Raw genomic sequence first — 25,133 nt, 5'->3', positions numbered from 1 at the left:
AATTTACATTACTTGGTGCCAAATTTCTGTGTCCAATGAAAATGGGGGAATTCCAAGTTGATAAATCCAAAATCTAAAAGGGTTTTTCTTACCGGAGGTACGGGTTTTATTGGTGCCCACTTGGTGCGGTTGCTGCTGCAACAAGGATACACAGTCAAAGCACTGGTACGCCCTAGCAGTAATCTGCAAAATCTCTGCGGTCTGGAGGTGGAAATTGTCAAAGGCGATTTAAACGATGCAAATCTGTGGGAACAGATGAGCGATTGTCAATACCTGTTTCATGTGGCAGCCCATTATTCTCTCTGGCAAGCTGACCAGGAGTTGCTTTACCGTCACAACGTCGTGGGTACGCGCAATGTGTTAGCAGCAGCCGAAAAAGCAGGGATTGAGCGTACCGTTTATACCAGTTCAGTGGCGGCCATTGGCGTGGGGTCATCAGGTGAAGTAGTTGATGAAACACATCAGAGTCCCTTAGACAAGTTGGTGGGTAACTATAAAAAGTCTAAATTTCTGGCCGAACAAGAAGCTATACAAGCCGCTGCTCAAGGTCAAGAGGTAGTTATAGTCAATCCCAGCAGCCCCATTGGAGCCTTGGATATCAAACCCACCCCCACAGGTGATATAATACTGCGGTTTTTGCGGAAAGAAATGCCCTTTTACTTGGATACTGGTTTGAATTTTATCGATGTGCGGGATGTAGCATGGGGACATTTACTGGCTTTGGAACGAGGTAAATCTGGCGATCGCTATATCTTAGGTCACCAGAACCTTAGCCTCAAGCAAATACTCGAACAACTCGCTGATATCACAGGTTTACCAGCACCGCAACGAAGTATACCTGCTTGGTTACCCCTAAGTGTTGCTTGGGTTGATGAAAAGATTCTTGCACCATTGGGGAAATCGCCTTCAGTGCCTATAGATGGCGTTCGGATGGCAAAACAACCTATGTATTACAATGCCACTAAGGCCGTGCGAGAGTTGGGATTACCGCAATCTCCTCTCAAAGGCGCACTCCAGGACGCTGTAGATTGGTTTGTTGCCCAAGGTTACGTCAATGAGCGCAAATAAAAGCGCAAAGCTTTGTGTCTCTACAGTGGTGTTTCTATATCTTAAAGAGGAGCGATCGGAATAATGGGAGTTAATCTACAACAAGCTATAGATATCGGCAAGTATCTTGTGACTCAACGTCTGTTGGGGCGCAAACGCTTTCCTTTAGTATTGATGTTGGAACCTCTTTTTCGGTGTAATCTAGCGTGTACTGGTTGTGGTAAAATCCAACATCCCAAGGAAATATTAAAGCAAAATCTCACCCCACAACAGTGCTTTGCCGCAGTGGAAGAGTGTGGCGCACCGGTTGTCTCAATTCCTGGTGGAGAACCTCTGCTACATCCCCAAATTGATGAGATTGTGTGGGGATTAATTGAGCGCAAAAAGTATATTTATTTGTGTACCAATGGTTTGTTGTTAGAAAAAAGCCTGGATAAGTTCCAACCTTCCCCTTATCTGACTTTCAGCGTACATCTAGACGGGATGCGAGAGTTGCACGATCACTGTGTCGATCGCAAAGGTGTTTTTGATATAGCTGTTAAAGCGATTCGCGCTGCCAAAGCTAAAGGCTTTCGGGTCACCACTAATACTACTATCTTTGAGGGCACTGACCCCAAAGATATGCAACAGTTCTTTGATTTTCTCCAAACACTTAATACCGACGGGATGATGATTTCTCCTGGCTATAGTTACGAGTGGGCACCAGACCAAGATCATTTTCTCCAACGGGAACAAACACGCGCCCTCTTCCGAGAAATTCTGAGTCCATACAAAAGTGGTGTAAAAAACTGGAACTTTAATCACAATCCGCTGTTCCTAGATTTTCTTATTGGTGAGAAGGACTACGAATGTACCCCTTGGGGTAGCCCAAGTTATAGCGTTCTCGGTTGGCAAAAACCTTGCTATCTGCTCAACGAGGGTTATTACTCTAGCTTCCAAGAATTACTCGCTAAAACTGACTGGAGTCAATACGGCCGTGCGAGTGGTAATCCCAAGTGTGCCGACTGCATGGTTCACTGTGGTTATGAACCCACCGCTGCAATGGATGCAATGCAACCGCAAAATATGGCGCGTGCCCTTACTAGTGTGTTTGGTAAAAATTAAAAGTAGCAACACCAAACATTCTTTATAGTTATTGACTGTTAACTGTTGACGGTCATCAGTCATCGGTTATCAGTCATCAGATAAATAGACTTATCCACGAAATATGAATCCTTACTAGGATAGAGTTATAAGGATTTGTCTGGTAGAGGCGATCGGCATCTCATTCTAGGAGCAAATAAGGGTTTAGGGATTTCCAGAGAATAAATTATCCCTCTTGTGGGGTGGGCAGGAAAGCCCGCCCTGAATATAGGACGGGTGAGGACACCCATCCCACAAGAAAATTTGGGATATTTTTTTATTTGTCAGTCCCTTAAAGACATTGAGAGAGAAAAAATAAAATTAGAAGAGAAATATCAAATCATAATAAATGAATTTATGAAGAGAAAATCAAGTCATCAAAGTGATAGAAGGTAACCGATTAATTCCTAATCTGACCAGTCCACAAACAGCCATAAAGCCAAGCAACCAACTCTCAACAGTTTATAGCTTAGGTAGGAAGTATTTCACAAATGATTTAAGACTGCTATATCGGCTAACAAATTAGGAGCAAAGCCTGCCAAAGTCTCAGAATTCTCCAAGTCACAATAGTTAAATAATCACCAGAAAAATAGTTTTTTAGCACATTGACCGAATTTTATATACTGTTTTATTTGCTTCCAAGCAGTTAGGTAATAATATCAAGTCAGCTTAATCACTTATTATTAAAATATTTGATGTCTTGGCGTCAAACGTCAAAGCATCAGCGTTAACGACAAGTTATCAACAGGACATAAAATGATTCCCGTTTGGCTAATTGATGATATGCCCTAATAAAAAAACTAAAAATAGTTTTCTATTACATCTGTTGATAGAGTTTTAATCAGCATTAATCATGCTCTAGAGAGATTGAAATAAAATGAGAAAATTTTCAAAATAGATTACAATTTTTAATTATTATTAAGTATTGAATGAATATACTCTGTCTGTTTTCCTGTAGAGGGAAAAACGGTTGTTATGGAAAGTAAGCGCTTGCAAGTAGTTGCTGACTTTCCGCCTACACTACTGTATAAGGACTTTTCCCAAGCTTTAGTCCAAACACCGCCGTCACAGTATTGTGAATTCTGCGTAATTATTCCAGTCCGCAATGAAGCGCAGACGTTGGCAGCAACCCTTACTGCTTTCATACATCAAGTCGATCTCAAAGGACAGGCTTTAAACCCCAAACGCTATGAAATAATTTTGTTAGCAAATAATTGCAGTGATAATTCAGCGGCGATCGCCAGAGAATTTGCTCAACAACATCCACAGTTAGCACTGCACGTAGTTGAAAAAACTTTGCCTCCAGAAGAAGCTTACATTGGTCGAGTGCGCCAGATTTTGATGGATGAGGCATACCACCGCTTGTACAGTTTGGGACGCAGGCGGGGAATAATTGCTTCAACCGATGGTGACTCGCAAGTTAGCCCAACTTGGATCGCTGCAACCCTGTACGAAATTGCTTGCGGTGCTGATGCTGTAGGAGGACGAATTCTCACCGATCACGACGAGCGCTCTCGTCTAGATCCCTACCTCAGAGCTTGCTATCTGCGCGATGTAGGCTACCGTTACTTAATAGCAGAATTAGAAACTTACCTCGACCCCGACCCTTATGATATTTTTCCTCGGCACCATTACCATAATGGGGCAAGTCTAGCCGTGACAGCAGAAATGTATGCACTAGCAGGAGGCTTACCACCTGTGCGGACTCCCGAAGATGTAGCGTTTTATCGTGCTTTAGTGCGAGTAAACGCTCGTTTTCGCCATAGTCCGTTAGTGAAAGTAGTAACTTCGGCAAGACAAACTGGACGCACTAGCATTGGTATGGCGAACCAGTTGAGTGAATGGATAGAAATGGGACGACGACAGCAATCATTTTTAGTGGAGTCAGCGGCGGCTATAGAAACTCGTTTTACTGCACGTCGCCAACTACGAGTAATGTGGTGGTGCGTTCTTAATGGCTATCAACTAACTCATAGCAAAGTCACTCCTTTGGCAGATATGCTAGGAGTTTCATCCCAATGGCTCGTCCAAAAATTAACGCAACCTTGTACCTTTGGTCAGTTGTTTGAACAAGTTGAACAGCGCCAGCACAAAGAAGAAATTTGGCTTAAGCGCTGGCCAAGTGTAGAAATTAGGCAAGCAATTCAAGACTTACGCCTACGCCTTGAAAACTTGCGTCGAGGTTAAAGGACTGGGGACTATGTAAAAAGGTTAAAGGGAAAAGGAATGATTTTTTCGTTTCCCTTATCCTAAATCCCCAATACCCAATCCCTTTTCAGACTCGCTCGAATAAATCGAGTCGATATTCTTCTTCCCGTTGACCTTTTAAATGCCGCAGTTTTGAGGTCAACTCAAAAAATGAATCGTGAACTTCATCCCCGCTCAGAGGATAATCACGGGCATAGAGTGTCCAATGAACTAATAGTAAATGTCCTCCTGGTTCTAGGTGTTCTAGAATGCAGTGTTGGGATTTTTTTAAGTCTTCCCAGCTCCAGTAGTAGCCAACTTCCGAGACTAGGGTCAAATCAAACATTTCATCGGGATATTGCTCTGGGACACGCATAATGTCGAACTTAACGTTAGAGAGATGCCGACAGCGCTCTATTGCTTTATCCTGCGCTAGTTTTGATACATCAACCGATAGCAGTGAGTCACAATGCTTTTGCAGTTTCTCAGTTAAAACGCCAATGGAACCACCGATTTCAAAGGCAGACTGATAGCGCTCTTTGGGCAAAGCTGCAATTGTGGCAGCATATTTGTTAGCTTCGTATTCGCTTGTCTCAAACTTCCACGGATCGGGATCTTGGCCATAGATTTTATCAAAGTAGCTGGGTGGTAGGGAATTGGATTGTAATGGGTTCATCGGTTTTCCTCTATATAAACTTCCCAAGGATGAGTGAAGTTCGCTAACATTTCCGCAGTCAGGTGAAAGCCTTGTGGATCGTCGTCAATTAAGTCTGTAATTTGGGAGCGATAAGCAGCGATCGCTTGCTGTTTCAACTCCACTACCGGGCCAATATTCAATCGCCAGGTTGTCACCTCCAGAGATTGTGGTAAACTCCCCCTTTGCTCTAAGTCCCAGTCCCAAATCGGATACTCAATCAATCGGGGCGATAGACTTAAGTTTTCTAACGCCGTGTGAATTAATTTCCAGGTTGCTCGGTGGTCTGGATGAGGGTCGTACCGCCACGGTAAAAAGATAATTTGTGGGGCAACTTTTGTCAGATAAGCACGACAAGTGGCTACTGCACTTTTATACTGTGCTGTAATTGACCCGTCTTGCATTCTATAAAAGCTGATAGCATTAACTTCCACACCAAGCAATTTCAACGCCGATAGTGTTTCGCTTTCCCGCAAAGCTAGGAGTGCAGGTGCAGGATATTTCAGAGAATTAGGGTGTGAAAGCGTACCGTCACTAATGACTAAAACTTGCACGTCACAATTTAAGGAACGCAATAGAGCGATCGCACCTCCACAACCCAAGGTCTCATCATCAGGATGAGGTGCTATGACTAGTATCGGACTACAAGCGATTGACTCAATTGAACGCCAAGGTAAAATGCTGGGATTGGTTAGCGGGGAGGAAACACCGATTTTATTCATCATTCCACAGCAAACATGCAGGCTCACTTCGCTCCAAGACATATTGGCCAACATTTGCCAAGGCTGCATCAAAAGCAGGTTGTCGTAGATATAAAGTTAAATCTCGGATGATGCGTTCCATTGGATTTGGTGGTAGCAAGCCTCTAGTCCCAACTGAACGTTCGCACAGTTGCATRACATCAATGCAAATTTGTTCAATTGTCGTCCTCACCATGTTTGCATAGGCGACGAGTTGGTCTGCTTGTAGGTTGGGATCTGTAGGAAGGCCACCAAACACAGGCGCATACGCTGCTATCCTATCGGCGGCTCCCCGCAGCCAGAGATTTCCACTTTCAATGGCGATCGCCATTTTCCCAAGCCGTTCTTTTTGGTATGGGTCATTTGTATATTTCAACTGCTGGAGATATTGACGAGTCAGGTTAAATAGTGCTTCTGCCCCACCCAATTGCACCGCAGCAAACCGAATCACTCCAGCAGACAACCACGGCTGTCGATGGTAGTCATTTGGCTGACCGATTAATGCACTCTGCTCTAACTCCACACCGCTAAAATCTACTTTAAAGCTTGCAGTTGCTCGCATCCCAGAAGGTTGCCACCAACTTGGATCGCTAACTGTCTTCACTCGATCCATCGGTACAATGCACATCTGCCAACTACCATCCGGCAATGCTCCGTTCACAAAAGGACGTTCCAGATAGCCCGCACCAGTACAAAAAGTTTTAGAACCTTGTAACTGATAACAATCGTTCTCTAGGGGGATAACTTTTACACCATCAGCTGCTTCTGCATTCCAAACTCCAAAGATTCTGTGGCGATCGCGGGCATCACGGGCATACGCGGCAATTTGTTCTCTACTACCAAAGGTCTGAATCAGTTGTAGAGCATTGACGTGCCCCTCATAAATTCGACCAACCGCTAGGTTACCCCGTCCCATCTGCTTGAGGAGCTTCAGTACCTCGTAGGTAACATTAGCATCAATTCCTGCACCCCACCCGCCTAACTCTTGAGCCAATGGTGCAGCCAATAACCCAGCCTCGGCAATTAGCTCAAACTCCCGTTCGGGAAAAGCACCATTAATATCTATGTTAGTCGCATTAGCTGCACAATAATCAGCAATTTCCGTAGCACGTACTAGAGCAACAGCAATGCTTGAATCGTTAGATTTCTGGATGACAACATCCTTTGATAGTTGAGTAATAATAGCGATATCCCTTATTTAAAATCTCTTCAACTTACTAATAAAGATAATAAAATTAAGTTGCCCAATACCTCTATCTTCTGCGTGATTTTGCGCCCATGAATAGAATCAGTGAACTAACTACACACACGTTGGGTAACGCGTAAGCTTGCCAATTCATAGGAATTGCCTGTGTCTTGTTGAATTTTTTACGTCTTAATCGCTTTTCTCCTGCAAAGACAGAAGCACTACATCGATATAGTTAATAAAACTGCACTTTTGTCAAGGGTGAGATCGAGAAAAAAGAGATAAATGCAGATTTTATATAGATTTTCGGAGATATTTAACTACATTTAAATCTTGATTTTCAGGTGGGGCAAAATATTTAATATCAAGTTCGGCTAATTACTTACAATATGTTGGTCTTTTTGGTAATTGGGAAAAAGGTAATTGCTAAGAGGTGAACAGTTGTGTTTTCTTACCCATTTCCTATTACCCATTACCAATACCAATACCACTCAGTTGTCATACACCCCAGTAATTCTCGCCTTCAGGTAGGGTGAGAATTTCAACGCCATCTTCAGTCACAGCTAAGGTATGCTCAAATTGGGCAGAAAGCTTGCGATCGCGTGTTACAGCAGTCCACTTATCGCCCAGAACCTCGACTTGGTAACTCCCTTCGTTAATCATTGGCTCAATGGTAAAAACCATCCCTGGTCTGAGGCGCTTGCCCTTACCCCGTGTGCCATAGTGGGGAATATCCGGCGCAGTGTGAAAAATATTACTGATCCCGTGTCCCACAAAATCTCGCACTACAGAAAAGCCTTGTGCTTCAGCATACTCTTGAATAGCTGCACCAATGTCACCAATGCGTGCCCCAGATTTCACTTCAGCAATGCCCAAATGTAAACACTTCTGTGTCACTTCCACCAACTTTTTTGCTTTTGGCGATGGGGTACCGACAAAGAATGTCTTGGATGTATCACCGTGGTAACCTTCAATAATCGGGGTGACATCAATATTAATAATGTCACCTTCCTTGAGGATTTGCTTGGCATTAGGAATGCCATGACAGATTACCTCATTTACACTAGTGCAAATCGATTTCGGATAACCCTTATAACCAAGAGGTGCACTTTTTGCTCCATGCGCTTGTGTCCAACGTTCAGCTTCATCATTGATTTCCAGAGTGCTAACCCCTGGTTTTACCATCGGTTCGAGATGCTGTAAAAGTTTGGCTGCTAAGCGTCCAGCTTGACGCATTTTGTCTAATTCTCGTTGGGATAAAATAACAATTAGTTCAGTTTTCATTAACTTTTATCTTAAGTATCTTTCATAAATATAGTTAACCCTGTCTGTGCAGCTTTCTGGGCAGCATCAGCGACCTTTAGAGTATACAAGCTCTCCTCTGGGGTAACGTACAAAGGAGTGCCATTAAAAAGATGGTCTAAGACCATAATTGTGTCTTTGACAAACAAACCCCGACGAGGGGCAACTTCTATAGGTGTTGTTTCCCCTGGCTGGATCAAAAATCCTGTATCGCCATCAAAAATTAAACCACCCTTTTCACCGTGAACTTCAAACTTGCGTTCTGACTGCCAAATAGTTTCACCTTTGCCATATATTACTTGGGCTAAAAGTCCATTAGTAAAGCAGAGTTGACTAGTGCATAAACAGCTTTGATAGTATTCTGATTCTGTTTCCCAGTATCGCTGGTGACAGTTAACAGTAGATACTTTACCAAACAAATCGGTAAGACGATGTATGCGCGATAGGGCACCAATTAACGGAAAGCCGAAAAGCTGATGATTAAAAGTCCATTTTCGGGGTGCAGGATTCTGGGAATTGATGGTACTGTAACGGACATAAAACACTTCACCTATTTTGGCTAGGTTTTGTTTCAAAGCTTGATGCAAACCACCTAAAAGTTCTAAATGTTCGACGTGCAGGAGTTTTTGTTGTGCTTTGGCCAAGCCTATGAGTTCCTCAGCTTCTACCACATTCAATGAAAGTGGATACTCGACAATCACATGTTTGCCATTCGTAAGTGCTGCACGGGCGATCGCACCATGATCCCGATTTACAGTGGAAATCACCACCAGGTCTATATCTGAGCGTTCTACTAGCTGTTGCCAAGAACTCAACGCTTCAATTTCATACTCTTGGGCAAAGGCTTGGGTTTTTTCTTTTGTATGACCAACAACTGCTACTACCTGCGACGCCAGAGCATTTGCTTCCCGCATTCGCTCATCATTCAGCAACGCCTCAGCGCGAAACTTTGCTGCATACCCAGTACCTACCAAACCTACACGCACTTTTGCTTTTTCCAAAGCTGCTCTTAAATTATACACGATCTTCACTAGTTCTGTTTTTGATTCTCTCACGCTTGTAGTAGTGGGATTCGTTATTCATGAGTGAATGGCACTAAGAGGCTGCTTGAAAACTTGTGAGCGGTAAAAATTTATGGCAAATGCCTTACCATAATGCCAATTAGAGCAAATTATAGATAAGAGTCTTTGAGGTTTGGGGTAACAGTTCATAGTCTTTGTTCAAACATCGGCAGCCAATGAGCCACATAACTAAAACTTATTTGTATGAAGTAACTAAATTTCATTACTAATCGGGGTGAATTTACAGTTACATCGTTTAATTTTTCTCGTAGTATCAGAATTAAAGCAAATATGAAAGTTCGGCTAACACCATAATAACAGCCGGAACTTTTGCTTTAGCATAACTTATACTGCCGTTTGCAAAAGAGAGGATTTCCCAATGGCAAGTTTTAAAGTCACACTTATCAACGAAGCCGAAGGGCTGAACAAAACGATTGACGTTCCTGATGATGAATACATTTTAGACGCTGCTGAAGAAGCTGGTCTTGATTTACCCTACTCTTGTCGCGCTGGTGCTTGCTCGACCTGTGCAGGTAAACTCACATCAGGTACCGTCGATCAAGGTGACCAGTCATTCTTAGATGACGATCAGATACAAGCTGGATATGTATTAACTTGTGTTGCTTACCCAACCTCTGATTTGACAATCGAAACTCACAAAGAGGAAGAACTTTACTAAAAATTAGGCCTCTCAACAAAAAATCTCTTGCAAGAGTTAATGATGTTGAAATAATAGAAGCAACTGATTTAGGAGAAACATTCTCCTCATGATATATATCCTTTATCATGATAGTTTGACAAAAAGCCTAACTTTAGAACAAAGCAGGAACATAAAATTTACTGTGTTCCTGCTTTGTAAAAATGCTTATCAAGTTTTCTTCTGTTAGATATTTGTAAATTTGCCCTACTCCCGAACTACTGTAAGTTCTCCAGATTTAATTCGATTTGCAATTATTTGCATACTTGATTTTGTGGTTTCTAAATTTTTTCTCTGAGATTTTACTCCTTAGAGTTATAAAAATCAAAGGCATAAATTGCTAAAAGGGATTAGTTTCTCAACTTAACTTTTCTAGCCTATCAACTCTAACTCGTCTGGGATAGATACCTGCACAAAAATAATTTTATTGTTAACAAACGCTTGGATACTTAAATTTTGAGAAAAGTTGCTCTTAGTAGATTCAAGCATTAAGAAAGAATATTTAAAAGTTTCATATTAGTGAGTAGATGCTCTCTCCAAACCTGTTTTTTTCTCTAACTATAAAAAAGGTAGAATCTCCTTTTATAAATAGTTGAGAAATAGGAAGTATCTCAATACTGCTTGCTTTGTGCATTTCTAACTTAGAATTGGGTTTTGGGAAAGGGTTACTGGGTTTGGCTTAAAGTTTTTCTTTACCCTTTTATCCTCCCCCTTTCTCCCTTARCCGAAAGGTATTGGGAAGTATCTACCTTGATAAAAAATATATATGCAAATCTAAATTTAATTCTTTCATTATCGGCAGCATCTTAATTTGGCAAGAACAGGAAAGAAACGGGAAAAGATTTGCGAGGATTTATAGCAAGCTGACAACTCGGTTATTTTTCTTCGTAACTAAAATTGCCATGCTAATTGGCTTTAACGTTTAATCTCTTTACTGAGAATTTTAATTTCAGTCCCAGGATAGTAAAATTGGAGAATTTTATGATTAGACCAACCAAGTTTAGCTAAATTTTGAGCGCCAGTTTGACTCAAACCGACTCCATGTCCTAATCCACCACCAATAAAAGCGTATCCCCATAATTCTGATTTGCCTTTGTTCAAGGGTTCTATATAAAAAAGTGTACTTACGGGAGCAGCAAAAGCGCTGCGAACTTCGTCTTTATGGAGAATAAAGGTGCTATTATCAGTTTTGACTGCGAGTTCGAGGATACGTCCACTCTGGCTTCGTTTAACTATTGCCATCGCCTGGATTGTCTTAAATTTGGCATAAGGACTGTTTTTAACCTGTAAAAATTTCTGTAAATCCTTAATAATATCTTCTAAACGAGTTTCCTTGCGCCAACGGAACATATTCCACTTACTTTCATTAAAACCTTGTTGCATATTAATAAACTTTTGGAAGTTCTTTTCATCAGCTAAACTTTGCTTTGACAAGTTCCAAAGATTTGTAGGAGCATCAATTACAGGGCGCAGGTAAGGACGATCCTCACCATTCCAGACATCACTAAAGGAGGCGGTAACTCCACCAGTGGTGGAAGAATATAAGGCGTCTACTAATTCGTTTTTATAAGTTAATACTCTACCCCTGGTTGCAGCGATCGCTTGGTCTGTTTTCGTAGCTGCTCCATTCAACCCATAATAAACTTGGCAATGTGTATCAGCACACAACTGGTAGTTATCTGCGGCAAACCTACGTAAATTTCTCAAGGCATAAGTGCGAGCAAGAATTGCTTGGGCTTCTAGGGCTGCTGTTGGTGCATCAGTACCTATTTCATAAGGCACAACCCCACGCAAATAAGTTTCTAAGGGCACTTTGTTAACTAAAGTATATGTCCCGTAAGCATTTGGTTGTAAATTGAGCCGTCCTGCATATAGACGAGCATTTTCTGGTTTGTCAGTTTTATTCACCCGAATCAAGTTTTTATCAGTGCTGACTTCCAATTCATTCGGGTTGTAGCGCTTACCATCCACGACCCAACTCACTCGCGGTACTTGTTTCAACGTTTTAGTATCAAGATATACTTTTTGTTGATTAGCTGTTTGGATGTTTTGCAACAACAAGCGTCGTAGTAAAGGAGTGCTGTAAACATCCCGTTTCGCCCAAACTTGCCAGCGTTCTGGCTGAGCTATTTCCACCTCCATTCCCTGAGAACGCCATTTTTTCGCACTATCTTCAGCAGTTTCAAAGCTGCGATATGTACCCAAGACTACCACTTCCTCAACCACTGACTGCGGCAGAGCTTGCATAACTGTTTCCAGCTTCACAGGCTTATTGGTAACCACTACTTGCTGCTTATTACCGATTTGAAATTTTAGCTTTAAGCGATCGCCTTTTGTCGGTTCCAGTTGCAGTTTGGCTGTGGGTTGGACACCAAATCGCTGTACAATGCCAATTTTTAGTTCCACATCTTGGACGTTGCTCTCAGGCCCCGATGCCGCAGTTAGTCCCAATAGGCTAAATGTCGCCACCACAGTATAGGAAAAACGCCAAAAGGAAAATTTGATGGCTTCTCGATTGTGACCCTGAATGTAGCGTTGGATCTGATTTTCCAATTGTTTTGTAGCGCGGTCTTTTTGTCGCATGAGTGCTCCAATGATCATTATCAGTTTTGCCCCAAATCCAAATTCTGATTAGTTGCAAAATAAAGTCATAACGATTATGATTTTTTTTATAGACATAAAACAGAACTAGTCGATAAACTCCTTATGGTTAAAGTCCAAGAAATTCCATTAAATCAGATTAGACGCCCGTTGCCCCGTGTAAACGATCCAAATAAAGTACAGGACTTAATGGAATCGATTGCGGAAATTGGGCAGCAAGAACCGATAGATGTTCTAGAAGTAGATGGACAATATTATGGCTTTTCTGGTTGTCATCGGTATGAAGCTTGCCAGCGTTTAGGCAAAGAAACCGTTTTAGCCAGAGTCCGTAAAGCACCCCGTAGCGTTTTAAAGATGCACTTAGCATAGACACTGAGGAGTGTCGCAAGTGTGGAGAGATTATAAAAAAGCTTCTCACCCCTCTTACACTCCCTGTTTGCCCCATGCCGTGTTTGGCCAATCCCCATTACCCCTTATCCCCAGAGGGGGCCCCACCTTTTCCAATTCCCATTCCCCAATTACATATAACCTAATTAGGAGAAAATTATGTCATCACAAGTAACAGTTAAAAACTTAAATATCGGCATTGACGATGCGAGTAGGGCAAAAATCGCCGAGGGATTATCTCGGTTATTGGCTGACACCTACACACTGTATCTGAAAACTCATAATTTCCATTGGAATGTGACCGGGCCGATGTTCCAAACGCTGCACCTGATGTTTGAGACCCAGTATACAGAATTAGCGTTAGCAGTTGATTTAATTGCCGAGAGAATTAGAGCGCTTGGTTATCCTGCACCAGGAACCTACAGCGAATACGCCAAATTAAGTTCAATCCCAGAAACTCCCGGAGTTCCTAAAGCTGTGGAAATGATCGGGTTACTAGTGGAGGGACAAGAAGCCGTAGTCAGAACTGCACGGTCTGTTTTCCCCGTAGTGGACGAAGTTAACGACGAACCTACAGCTGATTTATTGACTCAGCGGATGCAAGTACACGAAAAGACAGCTTGGATGTTGAGAAGTTTGCTGGAAGAATAGAACTGGGGACTGGGGACTGGGGACTAGAAAATAATCTTTAACTTTTTATACTCAGTACTTAATCCCCAGTACCCAATCTCAAATACTCCATGCCCAATATTGATTTCACCCAAAAGCTACGAAATTTAATGCAGCGAGTGGGTATTTCTAGTTTTAAAGCTCTGAGTCGTACTGCTGGTGTCTCTGAGCATCAACTTTTGCGGTTACGCCAAGGAAAGCTAGAGCAGATGCGGTTAGATGTGCTGCTGAAGCTGTCGCCAGTGCTACAGATGTCATTGAGTGAATTAATTGCAACTTTTTCAAGTATAGAATTGTTACAACATACGCCAGCAAATACTCAAGAATTATTACAAGAAGTTACAAATTTAAAAATAGAGCATGATCGCTTGCAACTTCAACTAGAACAGCAGCGAGAAACATTACTACAAGAACTCCAGCAGTCAACTTTACAACTGCTGGAGTCTTTGTTATTGCAATGGCCGACAGCAGCACAAAAGGCTCAGGAAAATCCCCAGCTAGCAGCAGTCAAAATAGTGCCGTTGGTAGCCAAACCTTTAGAAAAACTTTTACAAGGGTGGGGAGTGGAAGCGATCGCATCTGTGGGAGCAGAAGTACCTTACGATCCCCAACAGCACCAATTGATGGAAGGAAGTGCACAATCTGGAGAAATAGTCAAGGTGCGCTACACTGGTTACTTTCAAGGTGACAAGCTGCTTTATAGGGCCAAAGTCAGTCCTGTGTAAAAAGGATTGGGAGTATGGCACGGATGGGAAGAGTAGGAAGTTATAAATCACAACTTCTCAGTTTTAGTATTGTCTGTTGAGAAATAACAGACATAGGGAATACTAAAACAGCACCCTCGCTATCAAAGAAGTTCTTTAAGAGCTAAGGTGCGTCTAAACTCCAGTTACGAACAGGACTTAAGTATGCAAAACGATAACGAAATAAATGAGTCCTGCAATCAGCTATCGGAACTTGCTAGCTACTGTTTTAGACATCAACAGACACTCCAGCAAGCTGATGCAGAACTGGAAAGACGGGTAGAAGAGCGGACTAGAGAACTGTTAACAAAGAACGAGGCACTACAGGCTGAGATTGTCGAATACCAACGACAACAAGCGCAACTGCAACACAAAGAGCAATTTCTTCGGACTGTCTATAATGGCTGTGAACATCTAATATTTGTGGTGGATGTTGAAGAAGATGGTGACTTTCGCTTCACAGGTTGGAGCCTAGCTACAGAACGCGCTACTCGTCTAAGCAGTACAGAGGTAATTGGTAAAACACCAGAAGATGTACTTGGTGCAGTAGGCGGGGCAGCAGTTCGTCAAAGATATGTAAGTTGTCTGGAATCAGGTAAACCTATTACCTACGAAGAATGCCTGACTTTTCAAGGTGAAGAAACTTGGTCGCTAACTACGATTAATCCACTCAAAGACAGCGAAGGTAGAATTTATCGGTTGGTAGGAACAACAGTTCATATTACTGAGCGTATCCAGGCAGAAACTCAATTAAAGCAGCAGACACAAGACTTAGAAAAAGCCCTCAATGAACTCCAGCAAACTCAAATGCAGCTTGTCCAAAGTGAAAAGATGTCTAGTTTGGGACAATTGGTGGCAGGTGTTGCCCACGAAATCAATAATCCTGTTAACTTCATTTACGGAAATCTCACTCACGCTAACGATTACATCCAAGACTTAATACGATTTGTAAAACTCTACCAACAACTGTATCCTCATCCAATACCTCAACTTGAAGAATTAGCAGCAGAGATAGACCTAGAGTTTGTGATCCAAGACTTGCCTAAACTGCTCAACTCGATGAAAATTGGGGCACAGCGAATTCGAGAGATTGTTTTATCTTTACGTAACTTCTCCCGCATGGATGAAGCTGATATGAAAGAGGTAGATATTCATCAGGGAATCGATAGTACTCTGATGATTCTAGAACATCGTATTAAGGGTAGACCTGACTACCCTGCTATTCAAGTTATCAAAGAATACGGTAACTTACCTTTGGTAGAGTGTTATGCTGGGCAATTAAATCAGGTATTTATGAATATTTTAGTAAATGCGATTGATGCAATTGAAGAATCATTTGTCATTTTGGCATCAAAGAAATCACAAATCACAAGTAACCAAGGACAAATGACTTCTCCCCAGATTCGCATTCGTACCCAACTCTTAGAACCAAATCAAGTAATGATTAGCATTGCTGATAATGGGTTAGGAATACCGAAAGAAGTGAAACAGCGACTTTTTGATCCCTTCTTTAGTACTAAGCCTATTGGTAAAGGTACTGGTATGGGGTTGTCTATTAGCTATCAAATTATTTCACAAAAACATGGTGGTAAATTGGAATGTATTTCCCAGTTAGGAAGTGGAGCTGAATTTGCGATTACTATTCCTCTAAGTCAAAACTAAATAATTAACTAGATACTTAAAAATGTTTAATTTATATGTTCCACTTTAGTAGAGTTTCAACTAAAACTATGAGATTTAATTAATAAAATCTAAACTTCAAGTATATAAACTTACATAAGTAGATATTATTTTATGTATAAATTTATCTATATAGGTAGCATAAAGATAATAAATAATATTAAACAATTGTTATTTTTTAAAAAGATAAACACAATTTGTATAAAATAAATCAATATTTAATGAAATTTACTTATTGTATAATCATTTTAACTATACCGATCTTAAATCATTTATGAAAAATATTTTCTGACAGGCCTATTCTCTCTTGCCTGCCTCTACTACTAATTTCGTAACTCAAATAGTATTGCTATATAAATGAGGTTAATTTAAATAATTTTGCTAATATTGTTTGATAAATTATCAAAGCACTCCCTACTTTGAATTAATCAATAATCAATAGTAAATATTTATCCAAGTCTGAACTATGATTATCAAATAATGAACAATCGAACGAGATGGAATTTTTTTGTAATATTTTTAGCATTTTAAATTTTTATTTTATCGGTATATAATAACAAAATCAGAAGAACATTTACACAATTCAGCATGAAATAATTATGAAAGAGCAAGTCAAAGTTATTAAACTTAGTGGAAATCTCAACGCCACAACTTCACAAGAATTTAGACAAAGTATTACTAAAATTATTGAGGTTGGCGTCAAAATTGTCTTACTTGATTTTCAAGATGTAACTTTTATGGATAGTTCAGGTTTAGGAGCTTTAGTATTAGCTTTCAAAACATTGAGGGCGGCAGATATTCAACTTGTTATTTGTTCGATTAATGAGCAAGTCAGGATATTATTTGAACTGACTAATATGGATAAAATATTTGAGGTATTTCCTAGCAAAGAAGCATTTGATCGGGTTTTACTCTCCAAAAGTTGATTAATCAAATTTCATTTGTAAGATAGATAAATCATCATCAAAAACATCTTTGGAGTTGATAGCTATTAAATAACTTAGTACCTGTTCGAGTTGGCTTTCAATAGGATTTTGTAAGCTAACTAATAGCTGAATAAAAGCATCTAAACTCCAAAGTGTACCATCTGATTTAGCGATTTCATAAGCACCATCACTAAAAATATAAAGACTACTGAATTTTTCCACATTGCAAAACCCATCAATATATTTTGCTTCTGGAAACATTCCAACTGGCATACCGGGAGTTTTCAAAAGCTTAACTTCAGCTTTTCTAGGAGATGTGCCCGTGATTAAAACTGCTGGTGGATGACCTGCACTAGCATAAATTAACTGGCGATTGAGTCGGTTATAAACTCCGTACCAGATCGTAAAGTATTTGTCGTTTTGATAATTCATCTGAAAAGTATCATTCAAAGCTTTTAAGACATCACTGGGTTGATAGTAATTCAGACTTTTGAGGGCACGTGAACGAAGCAAATTCATCACTGAAACAGAAGGAAGAGTAGCTTTCAGTCCGTGTCCAGCAGTATCTAACAAATAAATAGCCAAATAATTAGCATCAAGCCAGTAATAATCGAAACAGTCACCACCAAGTTGTCTTGAGGGAATGAATCGAAAATTAATATTGAAGGGTTCAATCATCGGAAAAGGCAGGAGCGATCGCACATATTCAGCGGCTTCTGACATTTCTGATTCTAAAAGCAATTTTTGAGTCTGCAAATCTCTACTCAATTGATGGAGGCGTAATCCTGCTCTTACCCGTGCTTGTAATTCATTATGCTCAATAGGTTTAGAGATAAAATCATCAGCACCAGCATCTAATCCTTTAACGCAATCGGCAACGGAATCTAAAGATGTTAATAAAATAAAGAATGTAGTGGAGAATTTTGGGTCTGTTTTAATGCGGTGACAGACTTCCAAACCATTCAACCCTGGCATAATCCAATCGCAAATAATTAATGCTGGATGGTGAGCCAGCGCTTTTTCTATTCCTTCCTCACCGCTGCTGGCAGCAATTACCTTATACCCCTGTTTTTCTAACATCCTTTTTAGGAGTACTTTTATTGAATAGTCGTCATCAATTATTAGTATTTGATACATATAATTTACAGAAACTACTAATTAATAATTTGTTTACTATAAATCTAGAAAAATAAAGTATAATATAGAGTACTTTCCTTTCAACTCAAAAAATATCTAAATTTGTTAATTAACTTCAAAAAACAGACGTTACGGTCTTTTTATTCTCTAAAATTCACAACTGCTGTCGGCAAAAACGTAAATAAAAAGATAGATATTATTCTGATAAAATTAAATAATATGTTAGTAGTATTACAATAATACTACTAACATATTTTGATTTATCCGTCGAACTCATAACTTTTGGATGGTCACAAAAGATTATGGAGGTGCAAGCGGATTCAGCCACAAGAGAATAGTATTTTTTAGCTGATTTAAGTCACGGTATGCTTCTTGCTTAAACCATTGCCCTAAAGCATCAAAGGGAGTGAAAGATACTCCAGTTTGCCATTTGATATCTTGCCCTAGAGGCGTTGTGTGAGTTCCTATTAAAGTTTGTGCTGTCACCATTTCAGGAAAGCGTTCTTGCAAGATTTTGGTTAAAGCTGTGGATTGGTCAATGGTATCATTGCTAAATTTTATTAATAAATTGCGCCGGATATTATATTGCTCTTGGACAAGTCTATTAGTTTCTAGTGGTGGGGGGGTAAACTCGATCGCAAAACTATAATTGAATTGTTCTACTAAAGGAATAGCTTCTTTAGCAGCGTAATTGTTGAAGGATATTAAAATATTACCTGCACGTTCAACTTTAAAGAGGCTACCAATTAATAAATGGAGTTTACAGCCCATGCTGTGTCCAATGCCGTAAATTGGGAAGTAAAGCTTGCGTAATGCCCCAGAATCATGTAAGCGTTCGAGAGTGCGGTCAAAATTGAGCAGCACGGATTTGGCGATCGCAATATGATCCAAGGTATTGACGAAAGGTGTAGCAATTACAACGTAACCTTTGCTTGCTAGTTGTTCTAATAGCCAGCGATAAGTCAGGTGGGGTGCAGTCGCGACGAAAGCACCTCCTAAAAAATGGATGATACCTATGGGATTTTGGGGAATGATTACCCAGTTACCTCTAACTTCTTTCCAGTCCATGTGGATAAGCGATCGCTTCATGAATATTATTTATGTTAGACCGGGGATCGCAGTCCTGGGAAGGATTATGGAAAAGCCATTAAGCATATTTGCGCTTTAACCCGCAACAGCGTATCCTTCCCTTAGCAGTAACACACCCTACTAGTTTATTTTTAACGCTGACTCTGTAATCTTTTCATTTCGTGTTGTACATCGAGTGCTATTTGTAAAGCTTCGTTGAGTAATCTTCCATGCTCCGTAGCCTGTTCGTGTACTTGCATCGCTGCTAAAGTTGCTAAGTTGTTAGCAAATAGTTCTGTATTACTGAGGATAAAGTTCTTATTCTCCCTCAAAATCCTTTCTGTCTTCAAAGCGCGAACTAGGTCAGCCTTTGTGAGTTTAAGCGCTGCAACCACATTTTCTCTTTCCTTTATAACCACTTCTGAATTACCGGCTTCTTCTATTTGGTCATTAATATCTATTGCTCTAATAACAGCATTATATCTATTAACATCATTTAACAAAATTTTTAGAGAATTAGTCATGTTTAACTTGACAAATTTGTTTCGGCTTTTCCATAACATGTATAAGATAGTTTGCGTCACTCCACCAACCCAAAGACCTAAGATAATCAAGAATATCCAGGATGGAATTGTTAACCACGAAACAAATATCTTCAAAATTAAATCAAATAAAATATAGCTAAAAATAAATGTAGAAAATCCAATAAATATGACTGTCGCCCCTTCAGAACCTTTGATTTTTTGTATATATATTTTTCCCAATTTTAGGAAAATATTAGTAATAATTAAAAGTTTTTCATTAACAGGTAAATTAGTCAAATTTTGCAGTTCATTCTGACTAATTTCCAAGTCCTGTAAATCATCCCGCACAGTTTTCAAATCCTTGCTGAATAGTTATTTACAGCAGTTTTCAGGTATTTTAACCACAAATAATAGAGGTAATGGGGAGTGGTGTAGTTCAATTACTTGAAAAGCGCTGAGATCTACTATAGCAATCAAATTTATAAAATGCTAAAGAAATGGGTATTTTGTCTAAACTTTTTAAGTAAATTAATACTTCTAGGCAACTCAGGATTGGATTGTACAATCTGATACTCTTTTAGCAGATAACTAAAGAAATGAATTATACTTTAACTAAGCTTTGGAGAAGATTGTTTCTGTTTTTAAACGCCAGGTAGAGGCTTTAAAAAGAGCGGGATGGGACAGTCTAATGTGATAGCGATCGCTCTTAATAAATCTGCTTATGTTGGAGTAATTTTGTTATCTAAGAGTACTGTGTGGGCACAGGCATAAATAATAGCTTGCTTGAGTTTGGGACTGGCAAGCTGAAGGCGTTCGATACTTTTCTTAATATCAGAAAAATTACAAGCAACTGGTGTATCTGGTTTTTCTTATTCTCCAGCTTTGAGAAGTCGAAAAACTCCAAAACGAAAAGCATAGGCGATGGCATCGGGTTGGGAGTATCCGAGGCGTGCGAGTGCCAATCATTTGTATCAAATATTTCGTAAAATGGTATAACTGGCTAATTTCGCTACTCAATTCCAGAGTTTTTTTACTAAATCACCAGGCTGTACTTCCCGTAACCAAGCAATTTGACGTTTTTGGATTTTGATATTTTCTGTATCTAACGCTGGCGCTTTTGCGCTAGCCATTGCACTTTCCTGCTGTCGCACACCCAAGCGTAGGAATTCTGGTAACTGCGACAACAGTGCTTGAGTGTGGGCAAAAGGTTCGTTTATCTATAACTAGCTGTAATCTGGGCAAAAAGCGAATAACCGCTCATAGCAAAAATAAAAAGAATGGTAGTAGAAAAAAATACTACATCCCTGACAATAAATAAAATCCAATCTTTCCTAAGTTCTTGTTTAAACTTGAGTTCTCGTAGCTGGCGCTCAAGTTCTGCATCTTCTTGTGTCTGTGAGTTTACTATTGATAGAATCAGCGGCTTGTCACCTTTAGTAGCAATAATTTTTGATAAATTTTTTATATTTGTCATGCTGTTTAGATACCAATAATTTCAGTTTCCAAGTTTTGGTTTTCGTCTGTAATCCAGATATACTTGCCTTTTCGCTTGGCTTCTACTACTACTTCTAAAAGTGCGATTGCTTTTAGCAACACTTCAGCATTCTCTTGATTCATCTGTTGCGCCAAATCACTTATTGTCTGATAAAGCTCTGGCGATAAATCTAAATTTATTTGAATACGTTTAGTTTTATCTTCTACACTCATTTATCAAGTTTTTACCTGAAAAAATTACTGCTGAATATCAGTATTTAGTACCCAGTAACGAGTGCTGATTAAAGAAGTAAACTTTATTTCTATCCCCCATTTAATCTTGGTTTATCAATACTCAGCACTCATTAAATTAGTTAAAATGTCTTTGACAACWAGCTTTTACCTCGTTGATAAATTTCTTCTGCATAATTAGTCCAAGCACCTTGTCCCCAATAACGAAAACAACTAGTTTCTAGCAAAAGGTTATGTAAAAGAACATTACGATATTCGGTTTGTCTAGTAACAGGTTCTACTGAGTTATTTTGTTGTAATTTATCAAACTCATTATGGAATAAGCTACTTAATTCATACATGGGAGACAAGACATTTTCATACCCTTTCACCCAACTAATATGATTTGTCCATGAGCCTCCATCCATGTGAAAATTATGGTTGATTTGTTTTAATTCTTGAATGGCATTCTCTACAGCCTCAGGTTGGCAATTTTCTGATGGAACTCGCTCCCAAATCTGATGCTGTCCAATCGGTTGGCAAGTTGGATAGTCTTCAGGTTTACATCCAGCAGCTTCGATTAATTCTAAATACTCTGTACCACACATCCCCACAACACCTGATTTTCCTCCCCCATGATTTACCATATCCCACCAAGCTTGTTTGAAAGCACTAGGAAATTCATTCATCATCACACCGCCGTTTTCACCATCTCCAATTTGACTAACTATCGGTGGCACGAATACACTTCCTAGTTGTTGTTTAGATAAGGTTTTTGCTTCATAATAAGGCTGCATTTGAGCAACTAATTTAGTATCAGAACCTTGAGTTTTAATTAAAGCCGTAATACTAATTGTTTCGCCTTGAGAATTACGAGCAATCAGACGATATGGTAAATGTTTATGGCTGAGAGATTGACCACTAATTGTTTCTACAGAATGTTCTTGAACGAGTAGCCAGCGATATCCACATTCTTTGAGCGCTTTCACAAATTCAAACAGGACATCAGGGTGATTTGGTAGGTGCATTTCTGGAGGTGAAAATCCTTTAACTCGCGCTAATGCTTCCCAACCAAAAATTGCTGCAAAGTGATGCTGCCATGCAATTATATGTAATTTAATGTCTGCTATGGGAGTGGAAGGAACAACAGCATGGCTCCACATTGTACCCAGCCATTCTACATAAGGTTGATAACTTGAATCGCAAGTGATGCGTTTCAAGTTATCAAGAACATCACTGCGTTCCATTTGCCTGAGTCCCCACAAAAGATTACCTGAGTAATCCAACATCACACGGGGATTACAACCTTGATTTACAAGTTCAGGAATAAATTCTCCCATGCGGCTGTAACAATAAGCAAAAGGCCCTGCATTATGGTTATCGCCTTCATTGGGATGTTGAAACATGTATTGCAGATTGCTGATGAATGTACCACCATATCCAGCAGGGATTGTAGGCTGGTGCATGTGTAAAGCGATCGCAAATACAGCATTTACGTCATCTAACTTAATATTTGTTGTTGGTAAAAAAACAGGAGCATCATGGTTAACTACAGAGAGAACCTCTGCTTCCCAACCAGAAATATTCGGCAAGCCATCAATGATTTCGGGCAAAAAGGAGAGATTGGTAGGTAATGTCAGCATTTCTGGTTGCTCCGAAACAAGGTATGTTTAATTATGCGATCGCACAACACTTTTTGAACTGCAACTTTATGTAACGTTTTCGGTTAAGCTTTTTCCTCCCTCCTGTCTCAAGAATAGTTTGCCTTAATAGATAAATTTCCGCAAAACCAAGCGTCTTGTGAACTACAGGACTACTATTTGATTTGGTTAATTAGGGCGTACATCTGTACATCCCTATACCTGATTTATGTGTTGCAAAGATTTTTGTAAATGGTATAATACAATCCAAATTTACAAAATTCAGATTTCATCTGGGTTTTTGGGTTTGAATCTGTTGCCCTCTTTTAGAGAAATGGTATAAGTCCTAATCAATTAAAAAAATTTTTAAACTTCTCTAATTGGCCAATGTTGCAACAAATAGACTTATTATAAGATTCACAATTCACTCTGTACAAGGGTTAAAAGATTGATTATATGTCTTAATTCATTAAACGTAGCAATAAAGGTTTATAGGACTATGATTTGATTGTGTAAAAAAAACTTACCCTCAACTCAAAAAGCCTCTAGCCCTATTCCTTACTCACTATCTACATAGAAAATATTAGAATTTCTCGATTGTAAAATTCCATTTCTACAAAAATTTAATTTTAGGATGGTATTAATGAAACTAAACCAATTTGGGATTACATTTTTGAGTGCTTGTATTGCTACTTTTTCAGGAATCAAAGCAGCAGAGGCGGCATCGTTTTCAGTAATTGCTGATGATCTTAATAGTCCACGAGGTCTAACTTTTGCTCCTGACGGTAGTCTTTATGTCACAGAGGCAGGAACAGGCGGAAATGGAGCTTGTGTTCCTTCACCGAGTGCCGCAGGTCAATCTTTATGTTATGGCACAACTGGTGCAGTGACAAAAATTGCAAATGGTACGCAAGAACGTGTACTTACAGGACTTCCCTCTTTAGCATTACCAGATGGTACTGATACTGCTGGGCCTCATGATATCAAATTTGATGCCAGTGGCAAGCCTTATATTGCAGTTGGGTATGCTTCTAATCCCACATTTCGCGCTACATTAGGTAACACTGACTTAGGAAAAATCATCACTGCTAATTTTAATACAAATTCTTGGACTAGTGTGGCTGATTTAGCTAATTATGAACTTGCAAATAATCCTGATGGAGGCGATCTAATTAGCAATCCCTTCTCTCTTCTTTTAGATGGAAATAAGATTGTTGCAGTTGATACGGGTGCTAATGAATTACTAAGCGTAGGTACTGATGGAAGTAATTTAAAAGCGATCGCCACAATTCCCCGACAAACAATAACTAATCCAATTTTTCCCACTGGCCCATCGTCATCGCCATTTGAAATTCAAGCAGTACCCACAAATGTTGTCAAAGGTCCAGATGGTGCTTATTATATTAGCCAATTAACTGGTTTTCCTTTTCCAGAAGGTGAGGCCAAAATCTACCGAATTGGTGCTGATGGTCAACCAACAGTCTATGCTGATGGCTTTACTCAACTTACTGACTTAACTTTCGATCCTCAGGGTAATTTGTATGCTTTGCAATACGCTAATCAGTCACTGTGGAAAGGTAATCTAGATGGTTCTGTAATTAAAATAGCTAAGGATGGGACTCGCACAACTATTCTTAGTGGCAATGGATTAGAGTCTCCTACTGCTTTGACTATTGGTGCTGACGGTGATATTTACGTAACAAATCGAGGCGATAGCCCAGGAGAAGGACAAGTTATCAGAATTGAGAATCCCAAGTCTGTTCCTGAATCAACTTCTACTTTCGGCTTATTAGCGCTTCTTGGCACTGCGAGTGTTACTTTGTTGCCGAAGGCTAAAGCCAAGCGACTTAAGAGACTTCCAGAAAATAAGTCATTTTCTTAATAAAAGTAGCCAAGGAAATGCTGAATTTGATGTTTATCCCTATTTTGTCATTTTGAGATAATCCAATCGTCCAAACGGTTATGGGGCTTTAGTTTCAACTTTTTGTCTATAAATTCTAGTTGATGTTAGAAATTAA

Annotated in this window: 22 protein-coding genes; 10 read left to right on the top strand and 12 right to left on the bottom strand. The window is 39.7% G+C overall.

The features are described 5' to 3' along the window. Positions 1-57 precede the first annotated feature (57 nt). From hpnA to FCR06_RS06485, 3 genes are all read left to right on the top strand, one after another. Entirely contained in the window at positions 58-1,068 is a 1,011-nt protein-coding gene (hpnA, locus tag FCR06_RS06495; protein WP_223280049.1) for a hopanoid-associated sugar epimerase, read from the top strand. 63 nt (positions 1,069-1,131) lie between these two features. Next, positions 1,132-2,151 carry an adenosyl-hopene transferase HpnH gene (hpnH, locus tag FCR06_RS06490; RefSeq protein ID WP_138498023.1) on the top strand — a complete coding sequence of 340 codons (1,020 nt, stop codon included), beginning with the start codon at positions 1,132-1,134 and terminating at the stop codon, positions 2,149-2,151. 993 nt (positions 2,152-3,144) lie between these two features. Continuing rightward, positions 3,145-4,356 (top strand): glycosyltransferase, encoded by a 1,212-nt coding sequence (locus FCR06_RS06485; RefSeq protein WP_138498022.1) that lies wholly within the window; start codon positions 3,145-3,147, stop codon positions 4,354-4,356. Positions 4,357-4,444: 88 nt separating this feature from the next. Here FCR06_RS06485 and FCR06_RS06480 read toward each other — a convergent pair whose 3' ends face one another. The 5 genes from FCR06_RS06480 to FCR06_RS06460 form a co-directional block, all read right to left on the bottom strand. Further along, positions 4,445-5,032 carry an SAM-dependent methyltransferase gene (locus FCR06_RS06480; RefSeq protein ID WP_138498021.1) on the bottom strand — a complete coding sequence of 196 codons (588 nt, stop codon included), beginning with the start codon at positions 5,030-5,032 and terminating at the stop codon, positions 4,445-4,447. Continuing rightward, positions 5,029-5,775: a PIG-L deacetylase family protein gene (locus FCR06_RS06475; RefSeq protein WP_138498020.1), complete on the bottom strand. Its 747-nt coding sequence runs from the start codon at positions 5,773-5,775 to the stop codon at positions 5,029-5,031. Before FCR06_RS06475 ends, FCR06_RS06480 begins: the two co-directional genes overlap by 4 nt. Further along, positions 5,765-6,943 carry an acyl-CoA dehydrogenase family protein gene (locus FCR06_RS06470; protein WP_411267986.1) on the bottom strand — a complete coding sequence of 393 codons (1,179 nt, stop codon included), beginning with the start codon at positions 6,941-6,943 and terminating at the stop codon, positions 5,765-5,767. The genes FCR06_RS06475 and FCR06_RS06470 overlap by 11 nt, the downstream gene beginning before the upstream one ends. 531 nt (positions 6,944-7,474) lie before the next feature. Then, complete coding sequence (gene map / locus FCR06_RS06465; RefSeq protein WP_138498018.1) at positions 7,475-8,260, bottom strand: type I methionyl aminopeptidase; 786 nt, start codon at positions 8,258-8,260, stop codon at positions 7,475-7,477. An 11-nt stretch (positions 8,261-8,271) separates the two neighbouring features. Beyond that, positions 8,272-9,300 carry a Gfo/Idh/MocA family protein gene (locus tag FCR06_RS06460; protein WP_189523337.1) on the bottom strand — a complete coding sequence of 343 codons (1,029 nt, stop codon included), beginning with the start codon at positions 9,298-9,300 and terminating at the stop codon, positions 8,272-8,274. A 418-nt stretch (positions 9,301-9,718) separates the two neighbouring features. Here FCR06_RS06460 and FCR06_RS06455 point away from each other — a divergent pair, with 418 nt between their 5' ends. Beyond that, entirely contained in the window at positions 9,719-10,018 is a 300-nt protein-coding gene (locus FCR06_RS06455) for a ferredoxin (protein ID WP_138498016.1), read from the top strand. A 933-nt stretch (positions 10,019-10,951) separates the two neighbouring features. Here the strand turns inward: FCR06_RS06455 and FCR06_RS06450 are convergent. Then, on the bottom strand, positions 10,952-12,619 hold the full coding sequence (locus tag FCR06_RS06450; RefSeq protein WP_138498105.1) for a SpoIID/LytB domain-containing protein: 1,668 nt from the start codon (positions 12,617-12,619) through the stop codon (positions 10,952-10,954). Positions 12,620-12,742: 123 nt separating this feature from the next. On the opposite strand from FCR06_RS06450, the gene FCR06_RS06445 reads away from it, so the two are divergent. From FCR06_RS06445 to FCR06_RS06425, 5 genes are all read left to right on the top strand, one after another. Continuing rightward, complete coding sequence (locus tag FCR06_RS06445; protein WP_138498015.1) at positions 12,743-13,006, top strand: ParB N-terminal domain-containing protein; 264 nt, start codon at positions 12,743-12,745, stop codon at positions 13,004-13,006. Positions 13,007-13,183: 177 nt separating this feature from the next. Continuing rightward, entirely contained in the window at positions 13,184-13,675 is a 492-nt protein-coding gene (locus FCR06_RS06440) for a Dps family protein (RefSeq protein WP_138498014.1), read from the top strand. A gap of 89 nt (positions 13,676-13,764) precedes the next feature. Further along, complete coding sequence (grpE, locus tag FCR06_RS06435) at positions 13,765-14,418, top strand: nucleotide exchange factor GrpE (protein WP_138498013.1); 654 nt, start codon at positions 13,765-13,767, stop codon at positions 14,416-14,418. Between the two features lie 183 nt (positions 14,419-14,601). After that, positions 14,602-16,098: a sensor histidine kinase gene (locus FCR06_RS06430; protein WP_138498012.1), complete on the top strand. Its 1,497-nt coding sequence runs from the start codon at positions 14,602-14,604 to the stop codon at positions 16,096-16,098. A 611-nt stretch (positions 16,099-16,709) separates the two neighbouring features. Beyond that, positions 16,710-17,042 (top strand): STAS domain-containing protein, encoded by a 333-nt coding sequence (locus tag FCR06_RS06425; protein WP_262984652.1) that lies wholly within the window; start codon positions 16,710-16,712, stop codon positions 17,040-17,042. On the opposite strand, the gene FCR06_RS06420 is transcribed toward FCR06_RS06425, so the two are convergent. The 6 genes from FCR06_RS06420 to FCR06_RS06395 all read right to left on the bottom strand — a co-directional run bounded on the left by FCR06_RS06420 (position 17,043) and on the right by FCR06_RS06395 (position 23,118). Next, positions 17,043-18,179: a PP2C family protein-serine/threonine phosphatase gene (locus tag FCR06_RS06420; RefSeq protein ID WP_138498010.1), complete on the bottom strand. Its 1,137-nt coding sequence runs from the start codon at positions 18,177-18,179 to the stop codon at positions 17,043-17,045. 300 nt (positions 18,180-18,479) lie between these two features. Continuing rightward, entirely contained in the window at positions 18,480-19,247 is a 768-nt protein-coding gene (locus tag FCR06_RS06415) for a DUF1350 family protein (protein ID WP_138498104.1), read from the bottom strand. Between the two features lie 152 nt (positions 19,248-19,399). Then, positions 19,400-20,119, bottom strand: coding sequence for a hypothetical protein (locus FCR06_RS06410; RefSeq protein ID WP_138498009.1), 720 nt, complete (start codon positions 20,117-20,119; stop codon positions 19,400-19,402). A gap of 865 nt (positions 20,120-20,984) precedes the next feature. Further along, positions 20,985-21,245, bottom strand: coding sequence for a hypothetical protein (locus FCR06_RS06405; protein WP_138498008.1), 261 nt, complete (start codon positions 21,243-21,245; stop codon positions 20,985-20,987). 5 nt (positions 21,246-21,250) lie between these two features. Continuing rightward, a complete protein-coding gene (locus FCR06_RS06400; RefSeq protein ID WP_138498007.1) occupies positions 21,251-21,478 on the bottom strand; it encodes a DNA-binding protein in 228 nt (75 codons plus the stop codon). 140 nt (positions 21,479-21,618) lie between these two features. Continuing rightward, complete coding sequence (locus FCR06_RS06395) at positions 21,619-23,118, bottom strand: glycosyl hydrolase family 57 (protein WP_138498006.1); 1,500 nt, start codon at positions 23,116-23,118, stop codon at positions 21,619-21,621. Between the two features lie 640 nt (positions 23,119-23,758). Here FCR06_RS06395 and FCR06_RS06390 point away from each other — a divergent pair. Beyond that, entirely contained in the window at positions 23,759-24,997 is a 1,239-nt protein-coding gene (locus FCR06_RS06390) for a ScyD/ScyE family protein (protein ID WP_138498005.1), read from the top strand. Positions 24,998-25,133: the final 136 nt, after the last annotated feature.

The sequence above is a fragment of the Nostoc sp. PA-18-2419 genome, from assembly GCF_005869855.1.
Classification (GTDB): Bacteria; Cyanobacteriota; Cyanobacteriia; order Cyanobacteriales; family Nostocaceae; genus Nostoc.
Note: the sequence above shows the minus strand (reverse complement) of the source record. Positions and strands in the feature narration are given on the sequence as shown.

Bases quoted from the DNA above. Each gene is read 5' to 3' on its own strand.
- hpnH (WP_138498023.1), top strand. From the start codon at position 1,132: ATGGGAGTTAATCTACAACAAGCTATAGATATCGGCAAGTATCTTGTG.
- FCR06_RS06485 (WP_138498022.1), top strand. From the start codon at position 3,145: ATGGAAAGTAAGCGCTTGCAAGTAGTTGCTGACTTTCCGCCTACACTA.
- FCR06_RS06480 (WP_138498021.1), bottom strand. From the start codon at position 5,032: ATGAACCCATTACAATCCAATTCCCTACCACCCAGCTACTTTGATAAA.
- FCR06_RS06475 (WP_138498020.1), bottom strand. From the start codon at position 5,775: ATGATGAATAAAATCGGTGTTTCCTCCCCGCTAACCAATCCCAGCATT.
- map (WP_138498018.1), bottom strand. From the start codon at position 8,260: ATGAAAACTGAACTAATTGTTATTTTATCCCAACGAGAATTAGACAAA.
- FCR06_RS06455 (WP_138498016.1), top strand. From the start codon at position 9,719: ATGGCAAGTTTTAAAGTCACACTTATCAACGAAGCCGAAGGGCTGAAC.
- FCR06_RS06450 (WP_138498105.1), bottom strand. From the start codon at position 12,619: ATGCGACAAAAAGACCGCGCTACAAAACAATTGGAAAATCAGATCCAA.
- FCR06_RS06445 (WP_138498015.1), top strand. From the start codon at position 12,743: ATGGTTAAAGTCCAAGAAATTCCATTAAATCAGATTAGACGCCCGTTG.
- FCR06_RS06440 (WP_138498014.1), top strand. From the start codon at position 13,184: ATGTCATCACAAGTAACAGTTAAAAACTTAAATATCGGCATTGACGAT.
- grpE (WP_138498013.1), top strand. From the start codon at position 13,765: ATGCCCAATATTGATTTCACCCAAAAGCTACGAAATTTAATGCAGCGA.
- FCR06_RS06430 (WP_138498012.1), top strand. From the start codon at position 14,602: ATGCAAAACGATAACGAAATAAATGAGTCCTGCAATCAGCTATCGGAA.
- FCR06_RS06420 (WP_138498010.1), bottom strand. From the start codon at position 18,179: ATGTATCAAATACTAATAATTGATGACGACTATTCAATAAAAGTACTC.
- FCR06_RS06415 (WP_138498104.1), bottom strand. From the start codon at position 19,247: ATGGACTGGAAAGAAGTTAGAGGTAACTGGGTAATCATTCCCCAAAAT.
- FCR06_RS06405 (WP_138498008.1), bottom strand. From the start codon at position 21,245: ATGACAAATATAAAAAATTTATCAAAAATTATTGCTACTAAAGGTGAC.
- FCR06_RS06400 (WP_138498007.1), bottom strand. From the start codon at position 21,478: ATGAGTGTAGAAGATAAAACTAAACGTATTCAAATAAATTTAGATTTA.
- FCR06_RS06390 (WP_138498005.1), top strand. From the start codon at position 23,759: ATGAAACTAAACCAATTTGGGATTACATTTTTGAGTGCTTGTATTGCT.